Below are 17,392 nucleotides of genomic sequence, written 5' to 3'. Positions count from 1 at the left end.
GGTGTCCGCCGGGTCGACGGTGCCCCGGGGGTCGCTGCCGGAGCCCCGGTCGCGGGGTCGACTCGGTGCTGGTCGTCGATCGAGGTCATACAGACATCCTACCTCTCGGAGTGGATTGTGGGGAGGTGTGATCGGGCCGAGGGGTGTACCGGACGGGCTCGACGGTGCGGGCGATCGTCGCGCGCAGGGCCTCGAGCGACGCTCCGCCCAGGCCACCGAGTCCGGCGGCCCGCGCCTGCACGAGGATGTTGCCGAGCGCTGTCGCCTCGACAGGCCCGGCCAGGACGGGCAACCCGGTGCGGTCGGCCGTCAGCTGGCAGAGCAGCCGGTTCTGCGATCCGCCACCGACGATGTGCACCTGTCGGACGTCTTTGCCCGTGATGGCACCGATCGTCGTGAGGGTGTCCGCGTACGCGGTGGCCAGCGACTCGAGGATCGACCGCACGAACTCCGCCCGCGACGCGGGCGCGCTCAGTCCGTGCGCGCCGCACCACGCGGCGATGCGCGCGGGCATGTCGCCGGGCGCCGTGAACGACTCGTCCGCGGGGTCGAAGACGGGGACCGGGGCGGTGACGGCCGCGGCGGAGGCGAGCAGGGCCTCCAGGTCGAGCGAAGCGCCACCACGCTCCCAGGTGCGGACGCTCTCGGACAGCAACCACAGTCCGGACACGTTCTTGAGGAAGCGGACGCGGCCGTCGACCCCGCCCTCGTTGGTGCAGTTCGCGTCGCGCGCCGCGTCCGACAGGACGGGTGCGTCGAGCTCGACGCCGACGAGTGACCAGGTGCCCGACGAGATGTACGCGAAGTCCGGTTCGGTCGCGGGGACCGCGACGACGGCCGACGCGGTGTCGTGCGAGCCGACGAGCGTGACGGGCGTGGTGCCGCCGACCAGGTCGGCGACGGCGGGCAGCAGGTGCCCGAGTCGGTCGCCCGGGTCGCGCAGGGTGGGCAGGAGGCCGGCCGGGAGGCCCGCAGCAGCCCGCAGCGCCGGATCCCACCCGCGGGTGGTCGCGTTCAGTGCCCCGGTCGTCGACGCGTTGGTGCGCTCGGCCGCCTCGACACCGGTGAGCCAGTAGCCGAGCAGGTCGGGGATGAGCAGCGCGCGCTGCGCGAGCTGCAGGGACGGGTCGGCGGCGAACTGGAACACCGTGTTGAAGGGCAGGTGCTGCAGACCGCTCCGGGCGTACAGCTCGGCTGCGTCCAGCCGCTCGTGCACTGCCTCGACGCCGCCCTCGTGCCGCTCGTCGCGGTAGTGCGAGGGCAGCCCGAGCAGCCGGCCGTCGCGGAGCAGTCCGTAGTCGACCGCCCACGAGTCGATGCCGATGCTGACGATCTCGGGCTGCGCGGCGAACGCCTGACGGAGGCCGTCGGTCACCTGCCGGTACAGCTCCACGACGTCCCAGTGCAGGGCCTCGCGATCGTGCTCGTGCAGGGTGACGGGACCGTTCGGGAACCGGGCGACGTGCTCCATCCGGACGCCGGCGGTGTCGACGTGGCCGAGGATCACCCGGCCGCTCGTCGCCCCGAGGTCGACGGCGGCGACGGTGCCGCTGTTCGTCATGTCGCTACCCCTTGTCGGACATCAGCTTGTCGGCCATCAGCGCAGGAACGCCGCGGCGACGCCGGCGTCGACGGGCACGTGCAGTCCGGTCGTGTGCGAGAAGTCGTCGGTGCAGATGGCGTAGACGGCGTTCGCGACGTTCTCGGGCACGACCTCGCGCTTGAGGATCGTGCGCTGGGCGTAGAACGCGCCGAGGTCCTGTTCCTCGATGCCGTAGGTCTTCGCGCGGTTCGCACCCCAGCCGCTCGCGAAGATCCCCGAGCCGCGGACGACGCCGTCGGGGTTGATCCCGTTGACGCGGACGCCGTGCTCGCCGAGTTCGGCCGCGAGGAGTCGGACCTGGTGCGCCTGGTCGGCCTTCGTCGCCGAGTAGGCGATGTTGTTCGGGCCGGCGAACACCGAGTTCTTCGACGAGATGTAGACGATGTCGCCGCCGAGGCCCTGCTCGATGAGGACCTTCGCCGCTGCCTTGGACACCAGGAACGAGCCCTTCGCCATGACGTCGTGCTGCAGGTCCCAGTCCTGTTCGGTGGTGTCGAGCAGGCTCTTGCTGAGCGACAGCCCCGCGTTGTTGACGACGAGGTCGAGGCCGCCGAAGTGCAGGAGTGTCTGCTGGACCGCCTGGTCGATCGCGGCGGCGTCGGTGACGTTCGCCGCGACGCCGATCGCCTGGTCGGTGTTCCCGATCTCGGCGGCGGCTGCCTGCGCCTTCGCCAGGTCGAGGTCGGCGATGACGACCGCGGCGCCCTCGGCGGCCAGGCGCTTCGCGATCGCCTTGCCGATGCCGCTCGCGGCGCCGGTGACCAGGGCGATGCGAGTGGCGAGCTTCTTGGGGGCGGGCATGCGCTGCAGCTTCGCCTCTTCGAGGGCCCAGTACTCGATCCGGAACTTCTCGGCCTCGTCGATGGGGGCGTAGGTGCTGAGCGACTCGGCGCCGCGCATGACGTTGATCGCGTTGACGTAGAACTCGCCGGCGACGCGGGCGGTCTGGGCGTCCTTGCCGTACGAGAACATCCCGACGCCGGGGACCAGCACGATGAGCGGGTCGGCACCGCGGATGGCGGGGCTCGTCGCGTCGGCGTGGCGGTCGTAGTACGCCTGGTAGTCCGCGCGGTACTGCTCGTGGAGTTCGTGCAGGCGGGTGCTCTGCTCCTCGACGGTGGCCGTGGCCGGCAGGTCGAGGATGAGCGGCTTGACCTTGGTGCGCAGGAAGTGGTCCGGGCAGCTGGTGCCGAGCGCGGCGAGCTCCTCGGCGCGCGAGGCCGCCAGGAAGTCGAGGACGACGTCGCTGTCGGTGAAGTGACCCACCACCGGCTTGTCGTGGCCGGCGATGCCGCGGATGGTCGGGGCGAGGGCGGCGGCGCGTGCGTGGCGTTCGTCGGTCGGCAGCGCCTCGAAGCCTGCTCGGGGCTCTCCGAACGGGTCGGCCTTCCCGTGCTCCGCGATGTACTGCTCGGCGGTGTCGATGATCCAGCGCGAGTTGCCGTGCGCCTCGTCGCTCGTGTCGCCCCAGGCCGTGATGCCGTGGCCGCCCAGGATCGTCCCGATCGCCTGCGGGTGGTCCCGCTTGACGGCCGCGATGTCGAGCCCGAGCTGGAACCCCGGGCGGCGCCACGGCACCCACACCACCTTGTCGCCGAAGATCGTCGCCGTCAGGGCCGGACCGTCCGCCGCCGTGGCGATCGCGATGCCGGCGTCCGGGTGCAGGTGGTCGACGTGCGCGGCGTCGACCAGGGCGTGCATCGCCGTGTCGATGGACGGGGCGGCACCACCCTTGCCGTGCAGCGTGTAGTCGAACGCGGCGACCATCTCGTCCTCGCGCTCGACTCCGGGGTAGACCGCCTGGAGCGCACGGACGCGGTCGACGCGCAGGACTGCGAGGCCCGCCGGGGTGAGGGTGCCGAGGTCGCCCCCGGAGCCCTTCACCCAGAGCAGCTCGACCGGTTCGCCGGTCACCGGGTCGGTCGCGGTGCCCTTCGCCGAGGTGTTGCCGCCCGCGTAGTTCGTGATCCGCGGATCCGAGCCGAGCGCGTTCGAACGCGCGATGAGCGCCCTGATCGTCTCGTCTGCATCGGTGCGCTGCGTTGCGGGGTCCACCCGTGCCTCCAGTGTGTGTGTCATGTGTCTACGCGCCCCAGCCGGCCTGGACGCCGCCGACGCGGTCCTCGGCGATCGACTGCTGGTAGCCCGACTCCAGGTACGCGCGCATCGGGTTCGCCGGCAGGCCGCGGGACTCGCGCCAGGCCGCGAGGTCTGCTCGGACGTCGGTCTGGTACGCGTCCATGAAGACCTCGTTCGCGCCGAGGACGTCGTGCGCCTCCTGCGCGGCCGTCAGGGCGACGCGGTCGAGGAGCAGCGCGCGGGCCGTCATCTCCTGCACGTTGAGCACGGAGCGGATCTGCCCGGGGATCTTGTCCTCGATGTTGTGGCACTGGTCGAGCATGAACGCGACGTCGGGGTTGTCGTAGCCGCCGCCACGGATGACCTCGACCAGGATGCGGAACAGCTGGAACGGGTCAGCGGCACCCACGATCAGGTCGTCGTCGGCGTAGAAGCGCGAGTTGAAGTCGAAGCTGCCGAGCTTGCCGAGGCGCAGGAGCTGCATCACGATGAACTCGATGTTCGTGCCGGGAGCGTGGTGGCCGGTGTCGAGGCAGACCATCGCCTTGTCGCCGAGCGCCGACGTCTGCACGTAGCTCGTGCCCCAGTCCGGCACGTCGGTGTGGTAGAACGACGGCTCGAAGAACTTGTACTCGAGCACCAGCCGCTGGTCGGCACCGAGGCGGTCGTAGATCGTGCTGAGCGACTCGTGCAGGCGGTCCTGGCGTTCACGCATGTCGGCCTGGCCGGGGTAGTTCGACCCCTCGGCGAGCCAGATCTTCAGGTCGCGGCTGCCCGTGGCGTCCATCACGTCGATGCAGCGCAGGTGGTGGTCGATCGCCTTCTGCCGGATGCTCGCGTCCGTGTGGGTGAGGGCGCCGAACTTGTAGTCGTCGTCCTGGAACGTGTTCGAGTTGATCGTCCCGAGCGCGACGCCGTGCTCTTCCGCGTGGCGCTTGAGGTCGCTGAAGTCGTCGACGAGGTCCCAGGGGATGTGCAGTGCCACGGTCGGGGCGAGGCCCGTGTACTCGTGCACCTTGGCGGCGTCGGCGATCTTCTCGTAGGGGTCGCGCGGGGTGCCGGGCGTGCTGAACACCTTGAAGCGGGTGCCGGAGTTGCCGAAGGCCCAGCTGGGCAGCTCGATCTGCTGTCGTGCGAGCTGGTCGGCGATGCCGGCGAAGGTCGGTGTCGATGTCATCGTGTCACTTCCTCGTGTGCGATTGAATCGTTTCATACAGTACGGGTTGCTGCGTTGTGCCGCAACCGTGTGGGGTGTGTTGCGTCGCGCGCCCCGTTGCGGTCATCGCGCCCCGGAGAGTCGGGGCGCGATGACCGCACGGGGGCGCGATGCGGGACGGGCGCGGGCGCGATGCGCGCACGGGGGCGCGATGCGGGATGGGCGCGGGACGGGCGCGGGACGAGCGCTGGGTAAGCGCAGGGCAGGCACGGGACGAGCGGGTTGCTCGCGAAGCGAGGGGGCGGACTGCGGTGGCGGGCTGCGCGCCCCGTTGCGGCCTTCGCGCCCCGAAGAGTCGGGGCGCGAAGGCCGCCCGGGGGCGCGACACCGGGCGAGCGCCGTCAGGCGTCCCGCGCACCCACCGTGACCGGCCCACCATCCGCTCCCCGCCCTACGCGGCGGGGACGGCAGCAGGCGCGCGCAGCTCGTGCGTCCCGCCGCCGAGCCGCTGCTCCGCGGCACCCGGCAGGCGCACCACCGCGGTGACCCCCTCGGGCACCTCGGCCCGCACCAGGAGCTCACCGTCGACGAGCTCCCACCGCACCGCGATGTGCCCGTGCACCGAATCGAGCGAGGTCGACGCCCACGTCAGCCCACCGCCCGGCTGCGGCGCGATCAGCACGGAGGAGTACCCCGGCTCGAGCGCCGACAGACCGCCCACCACCCGGTGCATCCAGTCCGCCACCGCCCCGAGCGCGTAGTGGTTGAACGAGGTCATCTCACCCGGGTTGATGGTGCCGTCCGGCAGCATCGAGTCCCAGCGTTCCCACACCGTCGTCGCACCCATCGTCACCGGGTACAGCCACGACGGGCACTCCGTCTGCAGCAGCAGCCGGTACGCGTCGTCGAGGTGGCCGGTCTGCGTCAGCGCGTCGGTGATGAACGGCGTGCCCGCGAAGCCCGTCGAGATCCGGTACCCGGACTGCTCGGCCAGCTCCGCGAGGCGGTCGCCCGCCCGGCGCTCGTCGTCCTCGTCGAGGATGCCGAACACGATCGCGAGCGCGTAGACGGTGGTGCAGTCGCTCCGGATGCGACCGTCGGTCACGTAGTGCTGCCGGAACGCGGCCTGGAGGCCCGTGGCGAGCTCCTCGGCTTCCGCCGCCTCCGCCTCGTGGCCCGTCAACCGCGCCGCCTGCGCCACCAGGGTCGCGCTGCGGTACGCGCACGCCGTCGCGACGACGCCCGGGTCGGCCTTCGCCTTGGCGGCGTCCTCCGGTGGGGCGTCCGGGTCGAGCCAGTCGCCGAACTGGAAGACGGTGTCCCACAGACCCTCGGGTGACAGGTGGCCCTTGATCCGGCGGAGGTGCGCCGTCATCGAGTCGAGCTGCTCCTCGAGCACCGCGGTGTCGCCGTACGCCTGGTACAGGGTCCACGGCACCCACACGCCGGCGTCCGACCAGATGGCGGTGGCGTCCGGGGTGCCGAAGTCCTCGGCGGGTGAGTACTTCAGCACGTCCGGCACCACGAACGGGATGACACCGTCGGCGTGCTGCTGCTCGAGCCACACGTCACGCAGCCAGTCGCCCAGGAACGCGCGGGTGTCGAACAGGTACGACGCCGTCGGTGCGAACGCGGCGATGTCGCCCGTCCAACCGAGGCGCTCGTCGCGCTGCGGGCAGTCGGTCGGGACGCTCAGGAAGTTGCCCTGCATGCCCCGGACGACGTTGTCGTGGAACGTGTTGAGCAGTTCGTGGCTGGACGCGAACGTGCCCGTGCGGGTCAGGTCGGAGCCGACCTGCACCGCGGTGACCGCTGTGCGGAGTTCGTCGAGCGTGCCGGTCCACCCGTCGACCTGGGCGTACCGGAAGCCGTGGAATGTGAAGCGGGGCTCGAACACGTCCGGGGCGCCGGAACCGTCCGCGCCGCTGCCGCTCAGGGTGAAGTGGTCCGTCGCCTTCGCGGTGCGCAGCGGCCGGGTGCCGAGTTCGTCGTGTTCGAGCACCTCGGCGTGCTTGAGGGTCAGCACCGTGCCGGCGGGACCGGAAGCGACGACACGGAGCCAGCCGACCAGGTTGACCCCGAAGTCGATCAGCGTCGCGCCGGACGGACTCGTCCAGACCTCGACGGGTGCGATCTCGGCGAGCGGCCGGACCGGCGGCACGGTGTCGGCGACGAGTTCGCGCTCGCCGATGTCGACGGTGCGCACGGCGCTGGTGCGTCCTCCGTGTCCGTCGACGCTCGGTGTCGTGACCTCGCCGGGCGTCAGGAACGACCCGTCGCGCAGCCGGGCGTCGATGTCCTCGCCGTCGTAGAGCTGGTCGGCGGTGATCGCGCTGGACAGGGCCTGCCAGTCGGTGTCGGTGGCGACGAGCTGTTCGTAGCCGTCGGCGAAGGTGATGCGGAGTTCGGCGAACCCGGCGGGCTCGTCGGCGTACCAGCCGCCGCCACCACCCCAGGCGAGCCGACCGGCGGCCCACCCCTTGCCGAGCACGAGCGCGAGCACGGCGGCGCTGCCGGCGGCCGTGTCGGTCAGGTGGGCCGTGACGTCGTGCGAGACGACGCGGATGCGCCACTCGTAGCTCGTCCACCCCGGTTCGAGCAGGTGGTCGGAGACGCGTTCGCCACCGAGCCACGCCTCGACGACGCCGAGGGCGCTGACGTCGAGGGTCGCCCCGGTGACTGCGCCGTGGCCGTCGTCGAGGGTGAACTCCCGGCGCAGGATCGGTGCGCTCCCGAGGTCGGCGTCGCTCGTGATGAACGGAGCTGTCCAGGCGGTCATGTGGTGTGTCCTTTCACGCAACCGGTCGTCGTCGACCGGGGCGGGGTCGTGGGCCCGGCCGTCTGCCGGGGTGGGTCGACCCGGCGGAGGCGGGTCGCGCCTCCTGGCCGGGGTGGGCGGTCAGCCCTTGACGGCGCCGCTGGTCATGCCGGCGACGATCTGGCGGTTGAAGAAGATGTACAGGATGAGCGGCGGGATCGTGATGAGCAGGACGTCGGTGAACAGCAGGTTGAGCTGGCTGACCGACTGGCTCTGGAACGCGTAGAGCGTCTGCTGCACCGTGGCGTTCTCGGACCCCGGCAGGAAGTACAGCGGGTTCGTGAAGTCGTTGAACACCGTGACGGACTGCACGAGCACGACCGTGATGATCACCGGCTTGAGCAGCGGCAGCACGACACCGAAGAACAGCCGGACCGGGCCGGCACCGTCGAGGACGGCTGCCTCGTCGAGCTCCTTCGGGATCGTCGCGACGAACGCCCGGAACAGCAGGATGCAGAACGACAGGCCGAAGGTCGCCTCGATGAGGATCATCCCGCCCATGGTCTTGAACAGGTTCAGCCCCTGCAGCACCCAGATCGTCGGCACGATCGCCGGCGGCACGATGAGGCCCGCCAGGACGAAGAAGTTGATCACGCCGTTCCACTTGCTCGGACGACGCTGCAGCACGTAGCCGACCATCGCGGAGAACACGACCATCACGGCCACGCTGCCGACGGTCAGGACCGCGCTGTTCAGGAACGCGCGGACGATCACGCCGTCGCCGGAGCCGAACACGGCCTGCAGGTTCTGCCAGAGCTGCCACTCGGTCGGCAGGCTGAAGCCGAGCTGGTTCGCCTCGGCCGGGTTCTTCGCGGCCTGCAGCAGGACGAAGACGAACGGCACCAGGAAGACCACGAAGCTCACGACGATGGCGATCGTGCCGATGATCCACCGGCGGGTCCGGCCCGGGTGGCGGGACCGCGTCGGGGTGCTGACGCGGGGGCTGGTGAGCGTGGTCACAGTTCCGCCTCCTTGCGGTTCAGGAGCCACGAGATCGGGACCATGATCGCTGTCACGACCACGAACAGGACCACGTTGCCGGCGGTCGACAGGCCGTAGAACCCGGCCTGGTACTGCTTGTAGATGACGCTCGCGATGACGTCACTGGTGAACCCTGGCCCACCGCCGGTCATCGCCCAGATCAGGTCGAAGGACCGCAGCCCGCCGATCAGCGACAGGATGATGACGGTGCCCATCGCGGGACGCGACAGCGGCAGGGTGATGTTCCGGAAGATCGACCAGGCGCTCGCGCCGTCGACCCGTGCGGCCTCGAAGTACTCCTGCGGGATCGCCACGATGCCGGCGATGAAGATGAGCGTCGCGATGCCGACGCCCTTCCAGACGTCCACCGCGGCGACGCTCCACAGGGCGAGGGCCGGGTCGGTCAGCCACCCCGGAGTGGGGAGGCCGACCGAACCGAGCACGCCGTTGATGATCCCGTGGAACGGGTCCATCAGCGCCTTGAACGTGATGCCGATGCCGATCGTCGACACGAGCACCGGGAAGAACACGACCGCCCGCAGGTAGCCGCGCCCCAGCACGGGCGACGTGAGGAGCAGGGCGAGGGCGAGTCCGATGACCACCTTCGCCGCGCTCGTCACGAAGCCGTACTGGAACGTGTGCACGAACCCGGAGACGAGCTGCGGGTCCTGGAAGAAGCGGACGAAGTTGTCGAACCCGATGAAGGTCTGGTCGAACAGCGTCCAGCGGGTGAGGGAGAAGTAGAACCCGGCGAAGGTGGGGACCGCGAAGAACACGACGTACAGCGCGATCGCGGGGATGAAGAACCACGCGGGGTAGAACGAGCGCATCCGCTTGCGCGCGGGTCCGGCCCCGCCGGAGCCCGCTCGGGTCTTCGCCGGCTCGAGTGCCGTCGTGAGGGTCGCGGTCACCGTGTCACCAGCCCTTGATGCCGAGCTGCTGTGCCTGCTGGACGACGTCGTCGTCGTACTGGTCAGCACCCTTGGCGGCGTTCGTGATGCCGGAGCCGACCTGCACGCAGATCTTCTCGAGGTTCGGGCCCTTGATCGGCGACAGGAACTCGAGCGCCGGGCTCGCCTTGCCGTCGTCGAGGTACTTCTGCAGGTCGTCGATCATCGGGGGCACGTCGTCCGGCAGTGAGCAGGTCGAGATGACGTACGGACCACCGGGCGTGCCGGTGTCGTTCTGCACCTTGCAGCCGTCGGCCGAGTTCGCGAAGGCGATGAACTTCTTCGCCGCGGCGAGCTCGTCGCCCTCGGTGGTCTTCGGGATGTACAGGCCGTTCGGTTCCCAGATGGTCAGGTTCGTGTCGTCGGCGTCCTCGGCCGGCAGCGCGAACGCTCCGATGTCCTTGACCGCGTCGGGGCTGTCCTGCTGCAGGGCCGAGATCGCGTTCGTCAGCATCGGGTACTGCGCCCCGGTGCCGTCGGCGAGCATCTTCAGACCGTTCGCCTGTGTGGCCGAGGCGTAGTCCTCGTTGTAGAGGTCCTTGTCCTTGCCCTCGGCCAGGTGGTCGAAGCCGGCGAGAGCGGGTTCCTCGGCGTAGGACTCCTTGTTGGCGGTGTAGTTGTCCGCCCAGTCCTCGTCCTGCGCCGTGATGTTCGCGAAGTCGCCGAGCACGAACAGCTGGCTGGTCCAGGTGTCGCCGTACGTCTGGATGATCGGGGCGACCTTGCCGGCGTCCTTGATCTTCTCGCTGTTGCTGATGAACTCGTCCCAGGTCGTGGGGACGCTGAGCCCGAGGTCGGCGTAGACCTTCTTGTTGTACATGACGCCGCCACCGAAGCTCGTGCCGAACGGCGCACCGTAGAGGCCCTTGTCGGTGCTGACGACCTTGGTGAACTGCTCGTCGACGTCCTTCGTCCAGCTCTCGTCGGACAGGTCCACCAGGGTGTTGTCCGGGTTGAGGGCCTGCATGAGCGAACCGGAGTTGTAGTTGAAGACGTCGGCCATCTCGCCGGTCGACAGCTGGGTCTTGACCAGGTTGTCGCCGTCGGTGCCCTGCGGGCGGGTGTCGAACTTGACGGTGATGTCGGGGTTGGCCTTCTCGAACGCCTCGATGAGCGGCTTCGCGGTGGCGGCCGTCGCGGGCGAGTTGTCGGCCTGGTAGGTGATCTGGACCTTGCCGCCGCCTTCGTCGGCGGAGCCGCCGGACGAACACGCCGCGAGCCCGCCGATCAGGACCGTCGCGCCGCCGATGGCGACAAGCCGTTTGACGACCGCGCGCTTGGTGAGCGTCCTCGTGGTCAGGGAACGAGCTGACATTCCTTACCTCCTCGTAAGGCCCGGGGCGGGGTACCCCGGGTGAAACGGACCCGGATCCCGCGTCGTCGTGGGCTCCGGTTGCTGCTGTTTAGAACGTTTCAATCAGGATGGAACCACGTCGATTGAAGCGTGTCAATCACTGCGCCGATTTCGTTACGGGAACGCGCACGCCGCGCACCGCAACCCACCCCATCCGCGAAAGCGACACCGTGCCGCGAACTGTTCGCGTGGATCTGTCGCGTTGCCGGGCCAGACGGTGTCCCGAGCCGCGGGACTGTCGCTTTCGGGCGCTCAGGCCTCGGTGCGGCGCGGGTCGCTCGGTGTCGCCGTGCGCGCGGCTGCTGCACCGGCGCGGCCGAGCGTGCTCTCGCGGGGGACGAGCTCACTGCCGAGCACGACCGCGCGGTGGACGTGCATCGGATCGGTGAGCTCCTCGAGCAGGAGCTCGACGGCGGCCGCGCCCATCTCCGCACCGTGCATCGTGACCGAGGTCAGCGGCACGGCGCCGCCCCACGCCACCGAGTTGTGGTCGCACCCCGACACCGGGATGTCCTCCGGCACGCGGATGCCGGCAGCTCGGAGCTCCGAGACGACCGCCATCGCGAGCAGGTCCGTGACGCCCAGGACGCCGTCGGGGCGTTCGTCCGCCGGCATCGCGGCGATCCGGGATCCGGCGTGCGTGCCGCCGGGCGGGTCGATGTCACCGGCGTCGATGTCGACGAGTTCCACCCCGGGGTGGCCCGCGATCGCCCGGAGCACACCGGCGCGGCGGAGTGCGACCGGCTGCAGCTCGGCGCGGGCGCTCACGAAGCCGATGTGTCGGCACCCGCGGGCGATCAGGTGCTCGGCGGCGAGGAACCCCGCCTGTTCGTTGTCGACGACGACGGAGCAGGCATCGACCGTCGTCGGCGCGAAGTTGACGTAGACGACCGGACGACCGTGCCGGCGGGTGAGTTCGACCTGGTCGCGCGACTCGGTCATCGAGGCGAGCAGGATGCCCGACACCCGAGCGCTCTCGAGGTACGCGAGGTGTTCGCCCTGCGCCTGCAGGTCGTCCTCGCTGCTCGCGATCAGGAGCGTGAACCCCCGCTTCCGGGCCGCGAGCTGCGCCCCGTTCACCATGTCGCTGAACAGCGAGTTCCGGAGCGACATCACGACGAGTCCGATCGAACGGCTGCTGCCGGAGGCGAGCACCCGGGCGTTGCGGTTCGGCGTGTACCCGAGTTCGGCGATCGCGTCGTGCACACGAGCGGCGGTGGATTCGGCCACCCGCTCGGGGTGGTTCAGGACGTTCGAGACCGTCGCGAGCGAGACGCCCGCGCGAGCGGCGACGTGGTGCACGCTCGGCGGGCCGTCACGCCGGGGGACATGCACCATGCTCCGATCGTAGGCCGCAGCGGCGGTCGCTCCGCGCTGGGGCTCGGCTACGCGTCGGCGACGGAGGACTGCCGGACCACGAGCTCCGGCGTGAACTCCACGTGCTCGAGGTCGATGTCCTGCCCGAGCTCAACCTGCTTCGTCAGCAGCTCGATCGCCTGACGCCCGAGGTCCTGTGCCGGCTGGCGCACCGAGGTCAACGGGACGACGGCTGCTTCGGCGAAGGCGATGTCGTCGTAGCCTACGATCGCGATCTCCTCCGGCACCGCGATCGTGCCCCGCATGATGAACGCCTGTTCGAGGCCCACCGCCAGCAGGTCGTTCGCCGCGAAGACCGCGTCCGGCCGTTCGGCACGCGGACGTGCCTGGAGTGCTTCGCCGACACGGCGCCCTTCGAGCACGGAGAGCGACGCGGTCGGCAGGACCTCGAGCTCGATGCCCGCTGCCCGAGCCGCCGACAGTGCCCCGGCGTGCCGGTCGGCCACCTGGCGGATGCTGGACGGGCCGCCGACGAACGCGATGCGCGTCCGCCCGGTGGCAGCGAGGTGCTCGACCGCGATGCGGCCGCCCGCGACGTCGTCGACGGAGACCGAGGCGAAGTGCTCGTCGTCGGCGCGGCGGTCGACGAGCACCACCGCGGTGCCCTGGTCGCGCAGACGGGCGAGTCGGGACAGGTCGTCGCCGGCGGGGGAGATGAGCAGACCCGCGACCCGGCGTTCCTCGAACAGGTCGACGTAGGTGCGTTCGCGGTCGGTGGACTCGTCGGAGTTGCCGATGAGGACCGCCAGCCCCTTGTCCATCGCAGCGTCTTCGGCGCCGCGGGCGACGTCGGTGAAGAACGGGTTGCCGCCGTCGAGCACGATCAGGCCGACGGTGGAGCTGCGGCCGGCCCGGAGTTGCCGTGCGGAGTCGTTGCGGACGAACCCGAGTGTGGCGATGGCCGACTGCACCCGGTCCACCGTGGTCGGGGCCACCTTGTCGGGGCGGTTCAGGACGTTCGACACCGTCCCCAGGGACACGCCGGCGAGCGCTGCCACCTCTCGCACACTCACCGCCATGTGGCCATCCTGGCATCGGGGCGGTCCGCGCGGTCGGCCCGCGCCGTGATCTGTGGAAAACGGCGGACGGGAGGCGCGGTGCGGGCTGGAACCGGGCCTCCCGTCCGGTAGGTGGGCAGGTCCACCGCACGGTGCTGGATTGTGGGTGCGGCCGCGCCCCGTGCGTGCGCCGGTCCGGCGTGCACCGTGCGTGCTGCGCCGCCACGTGCGAGGTTGGCCGCTCGGTGCGCGCTTGCAGCGCCGCACAGAGCGGGCAACCTCGCACCGAGTGAGCGACCGCGCACCGTGCGGACGCGGGCGCGCCGCGCGCGCACGCGCAAAGCGCGCACGGTGCGGACTTGCCAACGCCCGCCGGGTCGCACTATCGTCTCGCTGTCCCGTTGAAACGATTCACCGACGAACACGCGAACGGAGGACCAATGGCGGTCCGCATCGGAGCCCGGAGCACCACGGGCTGGAAGGCGACCGTCTCGGTCGCCATGTCGAACTACATCGAGTCGGGGTCGATCATCGCGATCGCCACGAGCCTCAGCCTGTGGCAGGCGCAGTTCCACGTCGGCGACCTCGAGGTCGGCCTCCTGGCGAGCCTGTCCGCCAACGCGTTCGGCGCTGCCGCCGGCGCCATCATCGGCGGGCCCCTGTGCGACCGCTACGGCCGGAAGTTCATCTACACCTACGACCTGCTGCTCTACATGCTCGGCATCCTGCTCGCGGTGTTCGCCGGCAGCTACGGCATGCTGCTGGTCGGCTTCATCCTGACCGGCATCGCGGTCGGCGCCGGCGTCCCCGCGAGCTGGACCTACATCGCCGAGCAGGCACCAGCGGACAAGCGGGCCGCCCACGTCGGCACCGCGCAGCTCGCCTGGTCGATCGGCCCGATGGTCGGGTTCGCGCTGGCCATCGCCGCCGCACCACTCGGACTGCTCGGCAGCCGGCTCATCTTCGCGCACCTGTTCGTCGTCGCCGCCGTGGTCTGGTGGCTCCGCCGCGGGCTGCCCGAGTCGGCGATCTGGAAGGACGAACGCGCCGCGACCGGCACGGCGAACTTCTTCCACGGGATCACCCAGCTGTTCAGTCGGCGCAGGAACCTGACCGCGATGCTGTTCCTGTTCGGCGTCTACGCGCTCTGGAACACCGTCGCCGGGCAGGCCGGCATCTTCCAGCCGCGGGTGTACTCGGCCACCGGGGTCACGAGCGTCACCGAGCAGTACGGCCTGCAGATCCTGGTGTGGGGGTGCACCGTCGCCGCGACGTACTTCGGCTTCATGCGCTACGGCGACCGGGTCAGTCGACGGCTGCTGTTCGCCCTCGGCGCGGTGCTCGCGATCGTCGCCTGGGCCGTCCTGATCTACGCACCGGCGAACCTGGGGACGCTGCTGTTCTTCGCGATCACGTGGGGTGTGTCGTCGGGCATCGGTGCGCAGGCGTTCTACGGCCTCTGGACGAGCGAGCTCTTCGCCACCCGGTACCGGGCCAGTGCGCAGGGGGTGCTCTTCCTCGCCGCGCGGGTCATGGTGGGACTGCTGAGCATCTGGTTCCCGCTGCTCCTGTCGGACATCGGGCTCCGCGCACTCGGCGGGCTCATCCTCGGGCTGCTCGCCATGTCGTTCCTGGTCGGCACGATCTGGGCGCCGCGCACGCAGGGCAGGACGCTCGAGGCCATCGAGGCCGAGCGGTACGGCACCGTGACCACCGTCACCGGCACCGTGCGCACCGCCGACGAACGAGCCGTCCGGGAGGCCGAGCAGCGTCGGCGCGCCGAGGCCGACCGGTGACGCGGGTCTGCTTCCGACTCCAGGTGCAGGCCGAGCACCTGGACGCCTACCGCGAGCGGCACGCCGCGGTCTGGCCGGCGATGCTCCGGGCGATCGAGGCGGCCGGACGGCGGAACTACTCCCTGTTCCTCGACGACGACGGCCTGCTGATCGGCTACTACGAGACCGACTCGGTGACCGATGCCGACGCGTCGCTCGCGGCGTCCGAGGTCGCAGCCGCGTGGGAGGCGCACATGCAGGACCTGTTCGACGGTGCCACGGGTCGGGCGGACCAGACCGCGCGGGTGCTGCCTGAGGTTTTCAACCTAGAGGACCAGCTGGCCGCCGCCGCCGAGTGAGGAGCGCTGGACACCTCGAACGGGGAGTCGTACGCCGTCGGTCCGCGGCCCTACGGTGGCGGGATGCGATTCCTGCGTGGCCGAAACCCGTTCCAGTTCGCCCTCGGTGCCCTCGCGGTGGTCGGAACCGTGATCGTCGTCGTGCGGTGGATCGTCAGCGCCGTCTCGTCACAGACCTACAGCTACGCCTACATCGCGGGCGCCGGTGTCTCGATCGACCTGCCGTTCATCGTGGTCGTCGAGCTCGTCACGATCCTGTCGTTCGTCGGGTGGCTCGTCGTCGGCGCGCTGCTCTGGGGGCCGCGGCGCACCGACGGCTGAACACCACGGGTAGCGTCCGGTCCATGGCCGACGTGACCCACGCCGCGGACCTCGGGATCGACCTGTCCGACGGCAAGCCCCAACAGCTCTACCGGTGGTTCCTCGCGAGCATGCTCTTCGGCCGGCCCATCCGGCAGGAGCAGGCGGCGGCGACCTACCGCGTCCTCATCGACCACGGGTTCACCAGCCCGGGGAAGTTCGCGGGCGCCGGACGCGAGTAGCTGCGGAGGGTTCTGGACGAGGGCGGCTACGCGCGGTTCGACTACCAGATGACCGATGCCCTGCACGAGACGATGCACACGCTCGACGCCGACGAGGGCTCCGTGTCGCACCTGGTGAAGACCGCGGCGTCGCGGAAGGACCTGCGCGAGCGACTCGCCGCGCTCAAGGGGATCGGTCCGAAGACGATCGAGATCTTCCTGCGGGACATCCCGGACGCGGTGCTGCCGGACTGACCGCCGGTGCTCACGACGAACCGACGAACCGCCCAGCCCGCCCATCGCCCCCGTGGCTAGCGTGGAGCCATGCAGCCGCCCGCAGCCGGAACCCTCCGCGTCCTCCACCTCTCCGACACCCACCTGACCGGCGACGGCGCCCTGCACCAGGGCTCCGTCGACACAACCGCGGCCCTCGAGAGCGTGCTCGCCCGCGTCGACGGGGTGCCCGGCATCGGTCTCGTCGTCGTCTCGGGCGACGTCTCCGAGGACGGCAGCCCCGAGTCCTACGCCGCCGTCCTCGAACGGGTCGGCGGATGGGCGGAGCGGCACGGAGCCGCCCTGGTCGCGGTGCCGGGCAACCACGATCTGCGCGAGGGCTTCCGCCAGGTCCTGTCCAACGGCCACGTCCTCGGTGAGGGCGGCCGCCCGGTGATGCACACGATGGAGTACCACCCGCCGACCGTGCCGGTGTGGGGGCAGTCCCTCGTCGCGGGCCGCCGGATCGTCACCGTCGACACCAGCGTGCCGGGTGCGGGCTACGGCGAGGTCAGCAAAGCGAGCCTGGAACGGCTCCGCACCGCGCTCGCCGGCGACCACGCCCCGCACGGCACGATCGTCGTCCTGCACCACCCGCCCCTGCCGGCCCCGACCGCGCTGCACGAGGCGCTGCGCCTGCAGAACCCCGAGGCACTCGCCGACGTGGTCCGGGGCTCCGACGTGCGCGTCGTCCTGGGCGGGCACTACCACCACCACTTCGCCGGTTCGCTGGCCGGCGTCCCGGTCCTGGTCGCCCCCGGGGTCGCGAACGACACGGACGTCACCAGCGCGTACGACGAGGAATCGGCGTACGTCGACAGCGGCGCCCTCGTCGTCGACGTCGCCGAGGACGGCTCCGTCTGGTCGACGCCGCTGCGCGTCCCGCGCCCCGACGCCGACCCGCTCGCCTTCCACCTCGACGCAGAGACCGTCGCATCCGTCATCGCGGCCGCCGGCAAGCACTGAGCGCCACCTGCGCTGCGCGCGCGACGCGCACTGGACGTGCGTGGCTGACGGACGGGAGGCCCGTGGCGACGCCGCCACGGGCCTCCCGTCCGCTCGTCGGAACCGTCCACTGCCGGTACCCCGCCTGCTCGGGCTGCACGCGGGGAAACCGAGTAGGCCGGACGCACACGCCAGCGAAGGAG

The 17,392-nt window shown here is 70.6% G+C and carries 15 protein-coding genes; 6 read left to right on the top strand and 9 right to left on the bottom strand.

What is annotated here, in order from left to right:
- Window positions 1–85: 85 nt before the first annotated feature.
- From ACVKXF_RS03185 to ACVKXF_RS03145, 9 genes are all read right to left on the bottom strand, one after another.
- Window positions 86–1,561, bottom strand: a complete 1,476-nt coding sequence (locus tag ACVKXF_RS03185) for a rhamnulokinase (protein WP_456794797.1) — start codon at window positions 1,559–1,561, stop codon at window positions 86–88.
- Window positions 1,562–1,597: 36 nt separating this feature from the next.
- The gene (locus ACVKXF_RS03180) at window positions 1,598–3,682 is read right to left on the bottom strand and encodes a bifunctional aldolase/short-chain dehydrogenase (RefSeq protein ID WP_456794796.1); all 2,085 of its coding nucleotides are present in this window, start codon (window positions 3,680–3,682) and stop codon (window positions 1,598–1,600) included.
- 4 nt (window positions 3,683–3,686) lie between these two features.
- Entirely contained in the window at window positions 3,687–4,859 is a 1,173-nt protein-coding gene (rhaI, locus tag ACVKXF_RS03175; protein ID WP_123314001.1) for an L-rhamnose isomerase, read from the bottom strand.
- A gap of 430 nt (window positions 4,860–5,289) precedes the next feature.
- Complete coding sequence (locus tag ACVKXF_RS03170) at window positions 5,290–7,617, bottom strand: family 78 glycoside hydrolase catalytic domain (protein WP_456794795.1); 2,328 nt, start codon at window positions 7,615–7,617, stop codon at window positions 5,290–5,292.
- A gap of 120 nt (window positions 7,618–7,737) precedes the next feature.
- A complete protein-coding gene (locus tag ACVKXF_RS03165) occupies window positions 7,738–8,616 on the bottom strand; it encodes a carbohydrate ABC transporter permease (RefSeq protein WP_456794794.1) in 879 nt (292 codons plus the stop codon).
- On the bottom strand, window positions 8,613–9,548 hold the full coding sequence (locus ACVKXF_RS03160; RefSeq protein ID WP_260233136.1) for a carbohydrate ABC transporter permease: 936 nt from the start codon (window positions 9,546–9,548) through the stop codon (window positions 8,613–8,615). The genes ACVKXF_RS03165 and ACVKXF_RS03160 overlap by 4 nt, the downstream gene beginning before the upstream one ends.
- Before the next feature lie 4 nt (window positions 9,549–9,552).
- Window positions 9,553–10,902 (bottom strand): ABC transporter substrate-binding protein, encoded by a 1,350-nt coding sequence (locus tag ACVKXF_RS03155; protein ID WP_456794793.1) that lies wholly within the window; start codon window positions 10,900–10,902, stop codon window positions 9,553–9,555.
- 291 nt (window positions 10,903–11,193) lie between these two features.
- On the bottom strand, window positions 11,194–12,279 hold the full coding sequence (locus ACVKXF_RS03150) for a LacI family DNA-binding transcriptional regulator (protein WP_456794792.1): 1,086 nt from the start codon (window positions 12,277–12,279) through the stop codon (window positions 11,194–11,196).
- 47 nt (window positions 12,280–12,326) lie between these two features.
- The gene (locus ACVKXF_RS03145) at window positions 12,327–13,337 is read right to left on the bottom strand and encodes a LacI family DNA-binding transcriptional regulator (RefSeq protein WP_123313996.1); all 1,011 of its coding nucleotides are present in this window, start codon (window positions 13,335–13,337) and stop codon (window positions 12,327–12,329) included.
- Window positions 13,338–13,756: 419 nt separating this feature from the next.
- Between ACVKXF_RS03145 and ACVKXF_RS03140 the strand changes: the two genes are divergently transcribed.
- From ACVKXF_RS03140 to ACVKXF_RS03115, 6 genes are all read left to right on the top strand, one after another.
- A complete protein-coding gene (locus tag ACVKXF_RS03140) occupies window positions 13,757–15,112 on the top strand; it encodes an MFS transporter (protein ID WP_340197572.1) in 1,356 nt (451 codons plus the stop codon).
- Window positions 15,109–15,450 (top strand): L-rhamnose mutarotase, encoded by a 342-nt coding sequence (locus tag ACVKXF_RS03135; RefSeq protein ID WP_340197571.1) that lies wholly within the window; start codon window positions 15,109–15,111, stop codon window positions 15,448–15,450. Before ACVKXF_RS03140 ends, ACVKXF_RS03135 begins: the two co-directional genes overlap by 4 nt.
- Window positions 15,451–15,513: 63 nt before the next feature.
- On the top strand, window positions 15,514–15,771 hold the full coding sequence (locus ACVKXF_RS03130; RefSeq protein ID WP_456794791.1) for a hypothetical protein: 258 nt from the start codon (window positions 15,514–15,516) through the stop codon (window positions 15,769–15,771).
- A 23-nt stretch (window positions 15,772–15,794) separates the two neighbouring features.
- Window positions 15,795–15,992 carry a hypothetical protein gene (locus tag ACVKXF_RS03125; protein ID WP_456794790.1) on the top strand — a complete coding sequence of 66 codons (198 nt, stop codon included), beginning with the start codon at window positions 15,795–15,797 and terminating at the stop codon, window positions 15,990–15,992.
- Window positions 15,993–16,040: 48 nt separating this feature from the next.
- Window positions 16,041–16,226 (top strand): hypothetical protein, encoded by a 186-nt coding sequence (locus ACVKXF_RS03120; protein WP_456794789.1) that lies wholly within the window; start codon window positions 16,041–16,043, stop codon window positions 16,224–16,226.
- Between the two features lie 69 nt (window positions 16,227–16,295).
- Window positions 16,296–17,210: a metallophosphoesterase gene (locus ACVKXF_RS03115; RefSeq protein ID WP_456794788.1), complete on the top strand. Its 915-nt coding sequence runs from the start codon at window positions 16,296–16,298 to the stop codon at window positions 17,208–17,210.
- Window positions 17,211–17,392: the final 182 nt, after the last annotated feature.

Source organism: Curtobacterium sp. PvP017 (assembly GCF_054060195.1).
The sequence above is the reverse complement of the archived record's forward strand: the minus strand, read 5'-3'. Positions and strand labels throughout refer to the sequence as shown.